14 protein-coding genes are annotated in these 15,626 nt (G+C 29.2%); 7 read left to right on the top strand and 7 right to left on the bottom strand.

Translation table 11 applies throughout. From position 1 onward, the window contains the following. Positions 1–2 precede the first annotated feature (2 nt). Entirely contained in the window at positions 3–1,013 is a 1,011-nt protein-coding gene (gene pseB / locus ACZ49Z_RS13940; RefSeq protein ID WP_464304919.1) for a UDP-N-acetylglucosamine 4,6-dehydratase (inverting), read from the bottom strand. Positions 1,014–1,101: 88 nt separating this feature from the next. On the opposite strand from pseB, the gene ACZ49Z_RS13945 reads away from it, so the two are divergent. From ACZ49Z_RS13945 to ACZ49Z_RS13955, 3 genes are all read left to right on the top strand, one after another. Further along, positions 1,102–1,668, top strand: coding sequence for an L-threonylcarbamoyladenylate synthase (locus tag ACZ49Z_RS13945; protein WP_464308070.1), 567 nt, complete (start codon positions 1,102–1,104; stop codon positions 1,666–1,668). 82 nt (positions 1,669–1,750) lie between these two features. Next, entirely contained in the window at positions 1,751–3,166 is a 1,416-nt protein-coding gene (locus ACZ49Z_RS13950; RefSeq protein ID WP_464304920.1) for a CCA tRNA nucleotidyltransferase, read from the top strand. Between the two features lie 62 nt (positions 3,167–3,228). Then, a complete protein-coding gene (locus ACZ49Z_RS13955; protein ID WP_464304921.1) occupies positions 3,229–4,248 on the top strand; it encodes a COX15/CtaA family protein in 1,020 nt (339 codons plus the stop codon). Positions 4,249–4,278: 30 nt separating this feature from the next. Here ACZ49Z_RS13955 and ACZ49Z_RS13960 read toward each other — a convergent pair whose 3' ends face one another. Continuing rightward, a complete protein-coding gene (locus ACZ49Z_RS13960) occupies positions 4,279–5,595 on the bottom strand; it encodes a PDZ domain-containing protein (RefSeq protein WP_464304922.1) in 1,317 nt (438 codons plus the stop codon). Between the two features lie 129 nt (positions 5,596–5,724). Here ACZ49Z_RS13960 and ACZ49Z_RS13965 point away from each other — a divergent pair, with 129 nt between their 5' ends. Continuing rightward, the gene (locus ACZ49Z_RS13965; protein WP_464304923.1) at positions 5,725–6,918 is read left to right on the top strand and encodes a pyridoxal phosphate-dependent aminotransferase; all 1,194 of its coding nucleotides are present in this window, start codon (positions 5,725–5,727) and stop codon (positions 6,916–6,918) included. A 71-nt stretch (positions 6,919–6,989) separates the two neighbouring features. Here ACZ49Z_RS13965 and ACZ49Z_RS13970 read toward each other — a convergent pair whose 3' ends face one another. Further along, positions 6,990–7,985, bottom strand: a complete 996-nt coding sequence (locus tag ACZ49Z_RS13970) for a glycosyltransferase family 2 protein (RefSeq protein WP_464304924.1) — start codon at positions 7,983–7,985, stop codon at positions 6,990–6,992. Between the two features lie 83 nt (positions 7,986–8,068). Between ACZ49Z_RS13970 and ACZ49Z_RS13975 the strand changes: the two genes are divergently transcribed. Further along, on the top strand, positions 8,069–8,929 hold the full coding sequence (locus ACZ49Z_RS13975) for a hypothetical protein (RefSeq protein WP_464304925.1): 861 nt from the start codon (positions 8,069–8,071) through the stop codon (positions 8,927–8,929). A gap of 45 nt (positions 8,930–8,974) precedes the next feature. On the opposite strand, the gene ACZ49Z_RS13980 is transcribed toward ACZ49Z_RS13975, so the two are convergent. After that, the gene (locus ACZ49Z_RS13980; protein WP_464304926.1) at positions 8,975–10,033 is read right to left on the bottom strand and encodes a glycosyltransferase family 4 protein; all 1,059 of its coding nucleotides are present in this window, start codon (positions 10,031–10,033) and stop codon (positions 8,975–8,977) included. Positions 10,034–10,106: 73 nt separating this feature from the next. On the opposite strand from ACZ49Z_RS13980, the gene ACZ49Z_RS13985 reads away from it, so the two are divergent. Both ACZ49Z_RS13985 and ACZ49Z_RS13990 read left to right on the top strand, forming a co-directional pair. After that, entirely contained in the window at positions 10,107–10,868 is a 762-nt protein-coding gene (locus ACZ49Z_RS13985; RefSeq protein WP_464304927.1) for a lipopolysaccharide kinase InaA family protein, read from the top strand. Positions 10,869–10,982: 114 nt separating this feature from the next. Continuing rightward, positions 10,983–11,795 (top strand): glycosyltransferase family 2 protein, encoded by an 813-nt coding sequence (locus ACZ49Z_RS13990; RefSeq protein WP_464304928.1) that lies wholly within the window; start codon positions 10,983–10,985, stop codon positions 11,793–11,795. Here ACZ49Z_RS13990 and ACZ49Z_RS13995 read toward each other — a convergent pair. Genes ACZ49Z_RS13995 through ACZ49Z_RS14005 form a run of 3 tightly spaced genes read right to left on the bottom strand, consistent with a single transcriptional unit; the run spans position 11,785 to position 15,554 of the window. Continuing rightward, positions 11,785–12,846: a glycosyltransferase family 9 protein gene (locus tag ACZ49Z_RS13995; protein WP_464304929.1), complete on the bottom strand. Its 1,062-nt coding sequence runs from the start codon at positions 12,844–12,846 to the stop codon at positions 11,785–11,787. The genes ACZ49Z_RS13990 and ACZ49Z_RS13995 overlap by 11 nt on opposite strands. 1 nt (position 12,847) lies before the next feature. Continuing rightward, on the bottom strand, positions 12,848–14,713 hold the full coding sequence (locus tag ACZ49Z_RS14000) for an LTA synthase family protein (RefSeq protein WP_464304930.1): 1,866 nt from the start codon (positions 14,711–14,713) through the stop codon (positions 12,848–12,850). Positions 14,714–14,738: 25 nt separating this feature from the next. Then, on the bottom strand, positions 14,739–15,554 hold the full coding sequence (locus ACZ49Z_RS14005) for a 2,3,4,5-tetrahydropyridine-2,6-dicarboxylate N-succinyltransferase (RefSeq protein ID WP_464304931.1): 816 nt from the start codon (positions 15,552–15,554) through the stop codon (positions 14,739–14,741). Between the last annotated feature and the right edge of the window lie 72 nt (positions 15,555–15,626).

Below are 15,626 nucleotides of genomic sequence, written 5' to 3' on the forward strand. Positions count from 1 at the left end.
AATTAAGCTTCAAAATCAGGGTACAAATGTTCTTTTATTAAACTTCTCAAAGTATCAACAGTTTCCCATTCTTCATTATCTCCAGAATTGTAACTGAATCCTACAGGTACTTTTTTGGCATTAAAAGCTTTAATGTATTCTTCTATATTCCAGTTGGTTACTTGTGGTAGAATTACATAATATTTACCCAAATCATAAGTGGTAAAAGAATCTGATGAGGTAATCATTTCTTCATGAATTTTTTCACCTGGACGAATTCCCACAATTTCTTGCTTACAGTTTGGACCAATTGCTTCTGCTACATCTGTAATTTTATAGGATGGTATTTTTGGTACATATAATTCACCTCCCCAAGCCTCGTCTAAAGCATGTAATACCATATCTACTCCACCTTTAAGTGAAATGTTAAAACGTGTCATATTTGGATCTGTTATTGGTAACACTCCATCAGACTTTTTATTCATAAAAAAAGGAATTACCGAACCATTAGACCCCATTACATTTCCATAACGAACTACTGAAAACTTAATATCTTGTTTCCCTCTAATATTATTTGCAGCAATAAACAATTTATCTGATGTTAATTTTGTAGCACCATATAAATTAATAGGTGCACATGCCTTATCTGTAGAAAGTGCTACAACTCTAGATACATTTGAAGATAAACAAGCTTTTATTACATTTTCTGCACCACCAATATTGGTTTTCACACATTCATCTGGGTTATATTCTGCAATATGAACATGTTTCATAGCTGCTGCATGAATAACATAGTCAATATCTGTGAAGGCTCTTTTTAATCTTTCTAAATCTCTAACATCACCAATAAAATAACGGATTGCAGGATATTTGGATTCGGGAAATTCTTGAGCCATTTGAAATTGCTTTTGTTCATCTCTTGAATAGATGACTAATCTTTTCACATTTGGCCATTTTTCTAAAATAATTTTAGTTAATTCTTTTCCTAAAGAACCAGTTCCCCCTGTAATTAAAATTGATTTATTGTTCAGCATGTCTTATTTTTTCTAACTGCAAATATATGAAGTCTAATTTTATTTTCTTTTTATTATTATAATATCTTTGTCAAATAATTTAGAAATGATGGATGTAAACAAAGAAATTCATAATGCTTTTGAAGTTATAGCGAATGGAGGTATCATTCTTTATCCTACCGATACCGTTTGGGGTATTGGTTGTGATGCTACGAATGAAGAAGCGATTAAGAAGATTTATGCTTTAAAACAAAGAGAAGAAAGTAAAAGTATGATTGTTTTGGTTAACGGAGAAAGAATGATGCATCAGGTATTTAATGAAATTCCTGAAGTAGCTTGGCAAATTCTTGATTTTGCCGAAAAACCCACTACCTTAATTTTAGATAAACCAAAAAATGTTGCTAAAAATATCATTGCAGAAGACAACTCTTTGGCGGTTAGGATAGTGAATGAACCATTTTGTTATAAATTAATGGAGCGCATGAAAAAACCTTTAGTTTCTACTTCTGCCAATATTTCTGGAATGTTTACTCCTAAAACTTTTAAAGAAATAAGTCCAGAAATTTTAAAAGGTGTTGACTATGTAGTAAATTTACATCGTGAAAAAATTTGTAAAAACCCTTCTAGTATTATAAAATTAGGATTAGATAGTCAGGTTAAGATAATTAGAAAGTAAAATTGTTCCTAAGTTTATTGTTTATGGTTATTGTTTTTTTTAAAAACTTTAAGCTTAAAACTTTAAACCTTAAACAAAAAATATGAATTATAAAATACATTTAGAACATAAAATATTTGAAATTGTTTCTCAAGCAGCCAAAGAATTAAACTTAGAATGTTATGTTATTGGTGGTTTTGTTAGAGATATATTATTAGATAGAAATCATAAAAAAGATATTGATATTGTTGCTGTAGGTAGTGGTATCGAGTTGGCAGAAAAAGTTGCTAGATTAATTCCAAATCAGCCAAAAGTGCAAGTTTTTAAAAACTATGGCACAGCGATGTTGCGCTATAACGACATGGATATTGAGTTTGTTGGTGCAAGAAAAGAGTCCTACACAAGAGATAGTCGTAATCCAATTGTTGAAAATGGGACATTGAAAGACGATCAAGATCGTCGTGACTTTACAATTAACGCATTAGCATTTTCTTTGAATGAATTTAATTTTGGAGACTTAGTAGATCCTTTTAATGGGGTTGAAGATTTGAAAAACAAGATAATTCGTACGCCTTTAGATTCAGATATTACCTATTCTGATGATCCATTGCGAATGCTAAGAGCAATTCGTTTTGCGAGTCAATTGCATTTTGAAATTGAAATAAAATCACTTCAAGCTATAGTTAGAAATAAAGATCGAATTAAAATAATTTCAGGTGAACGTATTGTTGATGAATTAAATAAAATTCTTTTGTCTGAAAAACCTTCTATTGGTTTTTTGTTGCTATATGAAACTGGACTTTTAGATATTATTTTACCAGAGTTAACAGCATTAAATCAAGTAGAAGAAATTGAAGGACATACACATAAAAATAATTTTTATCATTCATTAGAAGTTGTTGATAATATTTGTCCAAATACAGATGACGTTTGGTTGCGTTGGGCTGCACTTTTGCATGATATTGGAAAAGCACCAACAAAAAAATTCAATAAAAAACAAGGCTGGACTTTCCACGGACATGAATTTCTAGGAGGAAAAATGGTAAAAAAAATATTCGAACGTTTGCACATGCCATTAAACCAAAAAATGAAATTTGTTCAAAAAATGGTTGCCATGAGTTCACGACCAATTGTTTTGGCTCAAGATATTGTTACAGATTCTGCAGTTCGTCGTCTTGTATTTGATGCTGGAGAAGATGTAGAAAATTTAATGACGCTTTGTGAAGCAGATATTACTACCAAAAATCCTAAAAAATTCAATAAATATCATCATAATTTTAAAATAGTTCGTCAAAAAATTGTAGAAGTTGAAGAGCGTGATCATGTCCGTAATTTTCAGCCACCAATTTCAGGAGAAGAGATTATGGAGTTATTTGGATTAAAACCTTGTAGAGAGATTGGAACACTTAAGGAAGCTGTTAAAGAAGCAATCTTAGAAGGTGAAATTCCAAACGAATATGAAGCAGCATTAAAGTTTGTTTTAAACAGAGCTGAAAAAATGGGATTACAAAAAGTTTAACTATTGTTATTGATCATTCCGTTTTACAAAACTTATTTTTGCAATTTGAAAAAGAAATCAAAATGAAGAACAACAAATCAGTAGTATATTGGCTTTTATCGGGCTGTGTTTTACTTTTCGTTATGGTTATGGTTGGTGGTATTACTCGTCTAACAAATTCTGGATTATCAATGACCGATTGGCATTTGGTTACAGATACTTTTCCGCCTTTAAGTGAAGAAAAATGGGTAGATGCATTTGAGGAATATAAGAAGTTTCCAGAATATCAAAAAATTAATATTCATAACGATTTTACTCTTTCAGATTATAAATTTATTTATTTTTGGGAATGGTTTCACCGTTTTATAGGAAGAATAATTGGAATCGTTTTCATTATTCCTTTTGTTTATTTTTTAATAAAAAAGAAATTAAGTAGTAATACTATAAAAAAATGTTGTGTTTTACTTTTAATGGGTGGTTTTCAGGGCTTTTTGGGTTGGTATATGGTTAAAAGTGGATTGATAGATAATCCAGATGTGAGCCATTTTCGTTTAGCATTGCATTTAACTTTTGCTTTTATCACTTTTGCATATACACTTTGGGTCGCTTTAGATATTATTTATCCAGAAAGAAAACCAGCAGTAAAATCTTTACAGCGAATAGCTCAATTTGCTCTTATAGTATTGATTATTCAAATTATTTATGGTGGTTTTGTTGCGGGACTAAATGCTGGATTAGTACATAATCATTGGCCATTAATGAGCGATGGTCAGTTTTTTCATGAAAGTATAACCATTGAACAGTCAACACTTTTAAAATCGTTTACAGAAGGTAAAAGTGGTGTTCAGTTTATTCACAGAACTTTTGCTTATGTAGTTGTTTTTATGATGGTTTTGTTGTACTTTAAGAGTAAAAAGCACACTTTAAATAGCCTTCAAACAAAAGGGATTAAAAGTTTGATTTTAATTGTTTTTGTTCAATTTGTGTTAGGTGTTTTTACAATTTTATTTCATGTCCCTTTGTGGCTTGGATTGGCACATCAATTAGTAGCTTTTGTGTTGTTAACAGCAATGGTGTTTACATTACACAGACTTTCGAAATAAAGTTTATACAGTTGGTAGAGAATATAAGGATTATAATATCTTTTCTAATTGAAATTTTACTTCTATCACAGTATTGTTTCTTTCAACACTCATTTTGATAATTTTTCCTTCTTCCGATTGAAATAAATTTGTTATTTTCTGTATGGTATAATTATATGCTTTTTTGCCGTTAATTGAAAGAATCATATCACCCTTTTTTAATCCAGCTAGTTGTGCAGGAGAGTTTTCTCTTACAGCATATATTTCAAAAACGGGTTTCAGAGAAAATTTATAATTAAAATCGTGTTCCTTGTCATAAACAAACGTCTTTGAATTTGTATTAGTAAATGTATTAAAAGTTAATTTTTCGGTTACTAATGTTGTACCAGCATGTTGTACTTCAATTCCTGACATGTTGTAATGAAAAGGTTCATCATAAAGTTTGTTTTTTTTAAAATAAAAGTTTTGTTTTTTATAATCCAAAATCCAATTAAAACGCTTGATTATTTCGCCTCCTAATGAACCATTTCTTCCTTCAACAAGATCTAATTGGTTAAATGATATAGTGTCAGGATAAGAAACTAAAGCCTCTTCAAGGATGAAGTTGTTTAATTCTAATTTTTTTACCCTAGATTTTTTTCCTCTAATATCACCACCTAAACCTTTACCTAAAAGATCTCTAAAAAAATGTTGACTACATTTAATGCTATCATTTTCAAAAAGCCACAAACCATCTCCCAAACCGGTATCCATTAAAAGCTTTATATTCATTTTTTTTGAATCATTAATATCTGTAACCATTTTTAGATAGGGTTTGCTATCAATAATCTCAACTTTTTTTTCAGTGTGTTTTTTTATTTTTTTTGCAATAGATTTATTATAATCTTTATGTAGAATTACTTTTTTCCTTTGATAGTTTATTTCAACTATATAGTCTTTAAAAAATGATGCTCCAATTATTCCATTAATAGGAACACCTAGTTTGTTTATTAAACTAATTTCTCGATCTGTTATTAAAAGAACTTCAAAATTTTCATCAAAATAATCTTTAACTTTTAATTTGTTATTGCTTGAAATAATAGCTTCTAAAGATTCACCATTTCCAAGACCGTTTACTTTTATTTTTCTAGTATTATAAAATAAAATACTATCATTTTCAGGAAAACTAAAGAGTAGATTTTTGTCAGATCCAGTATCTAGGAGCATGCTTATTTCTACATTATTTACTTCGGCTTCAATAATAATAAGATTATGTGTTAGTTCAAAAGGAATAACAATTTTGTCCTTTTTAGATAGCCACGTAACTTGACTAAAAATTGAGGTACACACAAATAAAAAAGAAAGGATAGCAGGTATTTTTCTATTCATCGAGGTAGTATTTACCTTAAAAATAAGAAAATTATTTGATATCTGTAACAAACTTTACCATTTTAGAAAGAAAACTGTATAAAAATTTCAGAAAAAATGTGCAATTTTGCAATTCAAAAACAAACAACAATGCCAAGAATATCTCAAAAAGGCTTACAAATGCCTGAATCACCAATTAGAAAATTAGTTCCTTATGCAGAAATTGCAAAAAAGAAAGGACATAATGTTTACCATTTAAATATTGGTCAACCGGATATAAAAACACCTCAAGTAGCTTTAGATGCAGTAAAAAATGCAAATATTGAAGTGCTAGAATACAGTCACTCGGCTGGGTTTGATAGTTATAGAGAAAAATTGTCTGGTTATTATAAAAATCAAAACCTTCCAATTGATAAACAAGATATTATTATTACTACAGGTGGTTCTGAAGCATTACTTTTTGCTTTAGGTAGTGTAATGGATTCAGATGATGAGGTAATTATTCCAGAACCTTTTTATGCTAACTATAATGGTTTTGCAGTTGCTTCTGGTGTTAAAGTAGTGCCTGTGATTTCAAGTATTGAAACAGGGTTTGCTTTGCCTCCAATTGAAGATTTTGAAAAACTGATTACTTCAAAAACTAAAGCGATTTTGATTTGTAATCCTGGAAACCCAACTGGATATTTGTATTCTGAGGAGGAAATTAATCAATTAGCTCAAATAGTTAAAAAGCATGATCTGTTTTTAATTGCAGATGAAGTGTATAGAGAGTTTACCTATGATGGGTACAAACATAACTCAATAATGACAGTTTCTGGTTTAGAAAATCATGCTATTATGATTGATTCTGTGTCTAAACGTTTTAGTATGTGTGGAGCAAGAATTGGTTGTATTGTTTCTAAAAACAAGGAAGTGATGGCAGCTGCAATGAAATTTGCACAAGCAAGATTAAGCCCACCAACATATGCTCAAATCGCTAGTGAAGCAGCCTTAGACACACCACAAAGTTATTTTGATGAAGTAATTACAGAATATAAAGAAAGAAGAGATATTCTTATAGCTGAATTGAATAAGATTGAAGGAGTTCAAGTAGCTACACCAAAAGGAGCTTTTTATTGTATTGCAAAATTGCCAATTAAAGACGCTAATGATTTTGCTCAATGGCTTTTAGAAACCTATGATTTGAATGGGGAAACTGTTATGGTGGCACCGGCAGCAGGATTTTATTCTTCACCAAACGTAGGTTTAGATGAGGTAAGAATTGCTTATGTATTGAAGAAAGAAGCATTAGTTCGTTCTGTAGAAATTCTAAAAGAAGCTCTAAATACTTATAATAAATTATAAAATTCTACATAGTAAATGAAAAGGTTGTCTATATTTGGCAACCTTTTTTTATGCTTTAATTTGGAGATCATTTAGAATTGACTTTTAAAATAAAGTACAATTTTGTCAAGAAAACCAATCTTATTATAGTAACCTGAATCATTTTTTATATATTTATAAAAAGTACGATTGTATTCTTCAGCGTTACGTATTGTTCTAATGATCATTTTGTCAATATGGTTGCAGAAAATATTTTGATTGTACACTTTTAATGTTTCGTTTTTTTGTTTTAAAACCTTAGAAGATTCAATGGTTTTGATGATATCCTCAGCACTTTGTTTTCTCTTTAAGGATACAGCATTAACATAAAAAATACTATTTTCATCTTTAGAATCTATTTCTAAACGTTCTAATTGTCTTTTTTTAATTAGAATAGCAGCAATTTTAAGATTTTCAACTTTTGTCTGGCTAATATTATTAGGATGCCAACGATAGCGAACTAATGACTCAGGGATATTATAAAAATCACATTTATTAATTAATTCACTCCATAATCCATAATCTTCAGCGGGTACATATTGATGTTCAAAACGTAAATCACCAATTATAGACTTTCTAAACATAACAGTGGAATTGCCTACACCACAGCTATGTAAAAATTGCACTTTTAAATCATTATGTTTTTCAGAATGAGTAATGATTTTTTCTTTTTTGTCTCCAAAAATTGTAAATCCTGTACCACATAGTCCAATATTCGGGTTTGCATCTAGAATTTTAATTTGTTTTTCAAAGCGAGTAGGCATGGCAATGTCATCTGCATCTAGGAGGGCAACATATTCTGTTTTTGCCATTTCAATTCCTTCATTTCTCAAGTTTGCAGGGCCTTCGTTCTTTGTTTTATTAATTAAAATAATTCGGTTATCTTTTGCTTTTATTTTTTCTATAATTGAAACAGTAGCATCAGAAGAATTGTCATTCAAAATGATTAAATCAAAATCAGTAAAAGTTTGATTAAGTAAACTATTTATAGCCTCTTCAATATATAGTTCACCATTGTAAACGGGCATTATTACAGATAATTTCCTCATTTTAATTGTCTTTTTTTATTTAAAGAAGCAAATATAGGACTTTATTTAAACTGAATTTAATTCTATATTTGTAAAAAAAAGACATGAGTAAGATTCAGGTAGGTTTTTTAGTATCCTATGACTATGAATTAATGAAAAATGCGTTGCCCTGTGTTTACAGTGAATCTGATACTATTTTTTTGGCAATAGATAAACAACGAAAAACTTGGAATGGTTCAGATTTTGTAATTGATTCTTCATTTTTTGATTGGATTTCAGAAGTAGATGTCGATAATAAAATAGAAATTTATTATGATGATTTTTACGTTCCAAATTTGACCACTATGGAATGTGAAGTAAGAGAAAGAAAAATGCTTTCTGAAAAGATGGGAATTGGGAATTGGTTAATTCAATTAGATGCAGACGAATACTTTTTAGATTTTAAAAGTTTTGTATCTTGTTTGAGACAACATGAAAGTTATTTAATAAACCCAAGTAAAAATCAAATACAAATAGCGGCATATTTAGTAAATATATATAAGTTTGTTGAGGATGGTTTTTTATATGTAGATGAACCAACACGTTGTTTGACCGCTACAAATTTTCCTGATTATAAAGTAGGACGAAATTCTAGACGCAGAATTAAATATACCAATAATTTAATTTTGCATGAAACCTTGTCTAGATCTGAAAAAGAACTAGAAATTAAGTTCAAGAATTGGGGACACAAAAATGAATTGAACCCTCATTTTATGCAGAAATGGAGAGATGCTAACAAATCTAATTATAAAGAAATTCAAAATGTTTTTTACATTGAACCAGAGAAATGGAAGAAATTAGAATTTGTTTCGGGTAAGACAATTGCAGAAGTTTCAGATAATATGAAAACGAAGGCATTTTTACCATCAAATTTTTATATTTGGAAAAAGAATTTTGGTCAATGGTTTAAGTTTCTATTCAAATAGATATATTAAAGAGGGGGTTTAAGTAATTGGGCATCCTCTTCAAAATCATAAACTATATAATTTTAAATATTCTTTAGCTGCCTTTTCCCAAGAAAAGAAATCGGCACGTTCTTTAATTTTTGTAACGTAAAAAGTTTTATTTTTATCAAAATCTTCAAGTTTAGATAAAACAAAATCTTTCATATATTTCGGTTCAAAATTATCCCAATAAAAAGCTGCATCACCGCCAATTTCTGGAAGAGACGTTAAATTTGAAAGAAATACTGGTTTTTCAAATTTCATCGCTTCAATTGGAGGTAGGCCAAAGCCTTCTCTAATGGAAGGAAATAAAAATGCAGTACAGTTTTTTAAATAATATTGTTTGGCTTCATCACTCACTTTTCCTGTCAAAAATACACGGTCTTGTAAGTTATTCTCTGTAATATATTTTTTAATTTCATGACCATATTCCTTGTTGTCATTCCCTGAAATAATAAGGATATAATCTTCTATATTTTCCATCATTTTTACAATGGAAAGGAAATTTTTTCTAGGAATAAAATCACCAATAGAGTAGAAGAAGGGCTTTTTTAATTTGAAAGGAGGTTGAAAAGTATTATTTTCTATTTTCTTCTCAGATGGATTACCATTATATATAATATATTCAGGAACATTAGGAACATTAAAATAGCGATGCGTTTGTTCTTTAGCAAATTTAGATATGTAGGTAATAATATCTGCCCGATTTAATTTTTCAATGAATTTTGTATTCACTCTATGCTCCATGTTAGATGAAATTTCTTCAACAAAATTGACATCGTGAATAGTTAAAATATATTTTTTAGGTTTGAAAAAAGGTTCAACTTTAGTATTTTGATTTAAACTATGCCAAACATCATATTTCTTCTTTTTTCGAAATAAAAAATGACGCTCTAAGCTAGTATATTTTGAATATTTAAAAATAGTTCCAAATTCATTTTCTAATTTTTCAGGATGTTTGGCATTTAAAGTAATTGCCTTATTTGGTGTTTTTAACTTAGAAAGCGCTTTAATGAGTTGATAATTAAAGGTTCCAAGTCCTCCTGCTTTATTGTTAATATTATGAGATTCTAGAAAAATATTCATGAAATAAATTTTAGTAAAAATAAGATATGTTTCTAAATAATTAAACGGATATCCTTATTTTTGAAAAAAAAAGATGTTAAGCATTTTTCCTACTTATACGAACATTAAAACCATAATAGCTTCAAGTATAGAAAATTTTCATTCTACAGGAGAACTTTTTGTGGCAGGTAGAAGAAACACGATAAAATTATTTAAAGTAGATGAGTCATTAACTTTAAACATTAAATCGTTTAGAAAACCAATATTGATTAATAGAATTATATATAAATATTTCAGAAAATCTAAAGCAAGAAGGTCCTATGAATATGCTAGTGTTTTATTAAAAAACGATATTGGAACACCCAAACCAATTGCTTTTAAAGAAAACTCAAATTTCGTTGGTTTGCAAGATAGTTATTATGTTTGTGAGCATATTTTTTGCGATTTAACCTATAGAGAATTAGTAGAAACAGATTATCCAGATGGCGAAAATATACTGCGTCAGTTTGTCCATTTTACTTATAAAATGCATAAGAATGGTATTGAATTTAAAGATCATTCTCCAGGGAACACTTTAATTAGTAATAATAATGACGGAACTTATTCTTTTTATTTAGTCGATTTGAATAGGATGAATTTTCATTTAACGATGCCTTTTGAAACTAGAATGAAAAATCTCTCTAAAATTACACCTAAAAAGGAAATGGTAGCAATTATGAGCAATGAGTATGCAAAAATATCCGGAGAAGACGAAACACTTGTATTTAATACAATGTGGCAGTTTACGCAAGACTTTCAATTTAGATTTCACAGAAAAAAAAGACTTAAAAAGAAATTAAAGTTTTGGAAAAAGTAGTAAATTCATTTGTTTATACTATTTTTGTCAGAATTGCTATTAGATGCTTGTAACTAAACTATCAAATGTCTATGGATATAGTAGCAAAAAGACATTTTACCCTTTTATTTTTGAATGAAATTATCTGTAATAATTACTACTTACAATTCTGAAGAATGGCTTAAAAAAGTTCTCGTAGGTTATAAAAACCAAACAGAGGATGATTTCCAAGTCGTTATTGCCGATGATGGTTCTAGTAATGCTACTAAAGAATTGATTGAGAAATTTACGGATAAGTTCAAGTATCCAATTGTGCATGTCTGGCAAAAAGATAATGGTTTTCAAAAATGTAAAATCTTAAATAAAGCCATACTGCAATCTAGCTCAGATTACATTTTATTTACAGATGGAGATTGCATACCTAGGGAAGATTTTGTTGCCGCTCATTTGAAATATAAAGAAAAAGGATATTTCCTTTCAGGAGGTTATTTTAAGCTACCTTTAAAAACATCACTATCAATTTCTGAATCCGATATCTTATCAAAAGATTGTTTTAATCCTATTTGGCTATCAAAAAATAGAGTGAAAAAGAATTTTAAATTGGCAAAATTAATAAGATTTAAACCTTTTACGTTATTCATGAATTGGTTTACACCTACAAAAAAATCTTTTAATGGACATAATACATCTTGTTTTAAAGAGGATCTAATAGCTGTAAATGGTTTCAATGAAGATATGCAATATGGTGGTTTAGATAGAGAAATTGGGGAAAGAATGTTTAATAATGGTGTTTTATCTAAACAAATACGTTATTCAGCAATCTGTTTGCATTTAGATCATGAAAGAGGTTATTTCGATCAAGAAGAATGGGATAAAAATTTAAAAATTAGAGCTTATAATATTAAGAACAGGATAATTAGAACAAAGAATGGAATTGTTAAACTTTAGTGTCTAAAAATAATTTGAGGTTGTTTAGTAATAAATTTGGTTCAAATAATTGATAATATTCTAAGGCTTTTTCCTTCAATTCTTTTTCGGTTTTTCTTTCAAATAATTCAGGTTTAAAATCTTTTAAGTGTACAGAAGTATGGTTTATCCCGTCTTCAAAAGTTGCCCAAATTTTCTTTTCAATCCAAGGAGAAAAAATAATAAAAGACGATTTGCCTAGAGCTTTTGCCATGTTTATTGCTCCACCATCATTACCAACAATTAACTCGCAATTATTCATTATACCCATATAATCTCTCAAACTATCTCCAAAAAGCTCAAAGTATATTTTAGATTGTGTTGTTGCTGAGCAATTGTTATAGACCTCTTTGGCTTGTTCTAATTGTTTTGGAAAATAATTGAATAGTATATTAACATTATAGTTAGCTCCAATAAAATCAACAATTTGTGACATGAATTTTAATGGGTATGTTTTTATTTCTTCACTTCCCAAAAGGCTAATCATAATTGATTTTCTGGTAGGATCTATTTTATGTTTAGTAAAATCATTATTTGCTTTTTCAATTTCATCAGACGAAAGATATAATTTAGGAGCTACTTCTTTCTCAACGGTTAAATGTAGAGGATTAAGAAGTGACAAACGTCTTTCAATGGCCAACCCTAAATTAGTTTCAGGAAATTCTGCAAAAGGTACAGTATCTGTATAAATAAATTCTCTTCCTTTTTTTCTATAGGATATTTTTTGTTTGGCTCCACACAAAAAAGAAACTACCCAGCTTTGTAGTTTTGAATAGGCATCAATTACTAAATCATAATTGTTTTTTCTAATTTTTAATGCAAATTTTAGAAGTGCCCATCCACTTTTTTGTTTGTCAGCGTCAAAGGCAATGATGTTGTTTATTGATGGATTTCCTTTTAAAATAGCTACTGTATTTGTGTTAACTAAATAGTCAATTTGCGCATTAGGATAATTTTTTCTAAGGTTATCACAAATGATACTGCTTATTAAAACATCACCAATCATTTTATGTTGAATAACTAAAATTTTCATACTATAAAACTAACTTATTATTAATTACGCGTGTGTTAAAGGATTGGATATAGGCTTTAATAAAACGTTCCATTCTGTTTGATATTTCTTTTTCAGATTGTAAAAGATTATTTTTTAACAATTCATCCTTTTTGAAATGATATAATCCAATAGCTTTTTTCCCATCGAATGCCATGTAATAATCGCCATCAATATAATGATAAATATTATCTAAATAATAAACAACAAAATCTTTTTCAGATTTATATGGCTTTCCAAAAGTAACCATTTTTGTTTTTATATTTAACAAATCGATGATTGAAGGTGTAATGTCAATTTGTTGCATATTCCTGAAGCTAATTCCCCCAAAAGTTTTGTCGCCTGGATTGAAAAACAAAATAGGAATTCTAAATTTACCCACATTGGTTTTGAATTTGTCTTCAATTTGTTCAGAAGAAGTATGGTCTGCTGTTAAGACAAATAGAGTGTTGTTGTACCATTCTTCTTTTTTTGCGCTTTCAAAAAAATGCTTTAAGGCATAGTCAGCATAGGCAATACTTTCATCAATTTTAGTGCGTCCTTTTGGAAATTTGCCTTTATATTTTTTTGGAATAGTATAGGGATTATGAGAAGAAATACTAAAAATGGTTGAAAAAAAAGGTTTTTTGAATGTTCCCATTTTTTTGCAGAAAAATTGAAAAAAATCTTCATCAAACACGCCCCAAGTTCCATCGAAAGATTCTGGACCGTCATATTCATTTTTTCCAAAATAGTTATCAAATCCAGCTACCTTACAATATTGGTCAAAATTCTGACTACCATTAAAAGCACCATGAAAAAAAGATGTAGAATAGCCATTATCTTTTAAAATTTTGGGTAATCCATATACATCATTAATTGAATAACTGGATGTAATTAATGAATGGTTCATTAAACTAGGAATACTAGAAAGAGTTGATGGTACTGCATCAATAGATAATTTTCCATTAGCAAAACCATTTTCAAAAAAAAGAGATTTTGTTATTAAGGAGTCTAAAAATGGAGTTTGTCCGCGTTGAATATTTTCTCTTCCGAAACTTTCAAGAATAATAATAACTACATTTTTTTTAATTACTTCTTTGTTTGGTTTGTTTTCAAAAACAGGATTGAAGTGATTGTTTAATTCATCTTCTGTATAAAAATTTGGATTTTCTAATGTTTCTTTTTTTCCAATAGTTTTTAAGATGCAAAATGGAGTATTTAAGACAAAGGCAGATTGATTTATTGAACCGTAATTTACAGCATCTACAATTTTTATTGGTTTTTTTTGAAAGCCACCTCTTCCGCAAAGAAAAATTACCGCCATTAAAAGGAGGAAAACTCCAGATTGTTTTACTATCTGGAGTTTGGTATTACTTTGTTTTGTTGTATTTTTTAAATCGGGTATAACTTTCCAAAATAAAAAAGCTAATAAAATGGCTATCAAGGGTAAGTGCCAAAATTCAGCTAGAAAAGAAAAAATTAAACCACCAATTTCATTTTCCATTCCGCTAGCAGTAATCATTCCGAAGGTACTTCTTCTGCCTGTAAATTTGTAGTATTCAAAATCTACAAAATTTGTAAGTATGAAAATTAGGTTAATAATAAAAAAACTAATTTTTAATACTTTTTGATACCTTGGTTTGCTTTTAAAATTACCAGGAATAAAATGAAAAAGGGCAAATAACAGATTAATATAAGCAATGGCAGATAAATCAAAATGTATGCCTCCTAAAATACTTTTCAGACTAATATGATTAAAATTATTTCGATTAAAGAAGAGAAAAAGGCCTCTACAAATTTGATAAATAACTAAAAGAATAAGGAAACGTTTAAAAAAAAGTTTTACACTTTGTAAGTAATTATGCATGCTTTTGCTCAGGGATTAATATTTTTTAAACAGCTACGTTATATTCGCGTAATGCGTCGTTTAATGATGTTTTTAAATCTGTTGAAGGTTTTCTTTTTCCAATGATTAATGCACATGGAACTTGGTAGTCTCCTGCAGGGAATTTTTTAGTATAACTTCCAGGAATAACAACAGAACGTGCTGGAACAATGCCTTTATATTCAATAGGTTCATCTCCTGTAACATCAATAATTTTCGTAGAACCTGTTAATACAACATTTGCCCCTAAAACAGCTTCTTGTTCTACACGAACACCTTCCACAACAATACAACGTGAACCAACAAAAGCACCATCTTCAATAATAACTGGAGCAGCCTGTAATGGTTCCAATACACCACCAATTCCAACACCACCAGATAAATGAACGTTTTTGCCAATTTGCGCACAGCTACCAACAGTTGCCCAAGTGTCAACCATTGTACCTTCATCTACATAAGCGCCTATGTTAACATAACTTGGCATCAAAATTACTCCCTTAGATATGTAAGCGCCATGACGAGCAACGGCATTAGGAACTACACGTATCCCTTTTTCCGCATAACCTCTTTTCAAAGGCATTTTATCGTGATATTCAAAAATACCAGCCTCTAATGTTTCCATTTTTTGAATTGGAAAATACATTACCACAGCTTTTTTTACCCATTCGTTAACTTGCCAACCACCTTCAATTGGTTCTGCTACTCTTAATTTTCCAGAATCTATAAGTTCAATAACTTCTCTTATTGAGTTTTGTGTTGTTTCTTCTTGTAACAAAGCCCTGTTTTCCCAAGCTTCTTCTATTGTAGATTGTAAATGTGTCATTATAAAAAAATTTGATGCAAAGATAATTCGATTTTTTTTAAATAGACTTTGTTTTTAGTTACATATTTATTG

This window comes from Flavobacterium sp. KY-23415 (assembly GCF_055384985.1).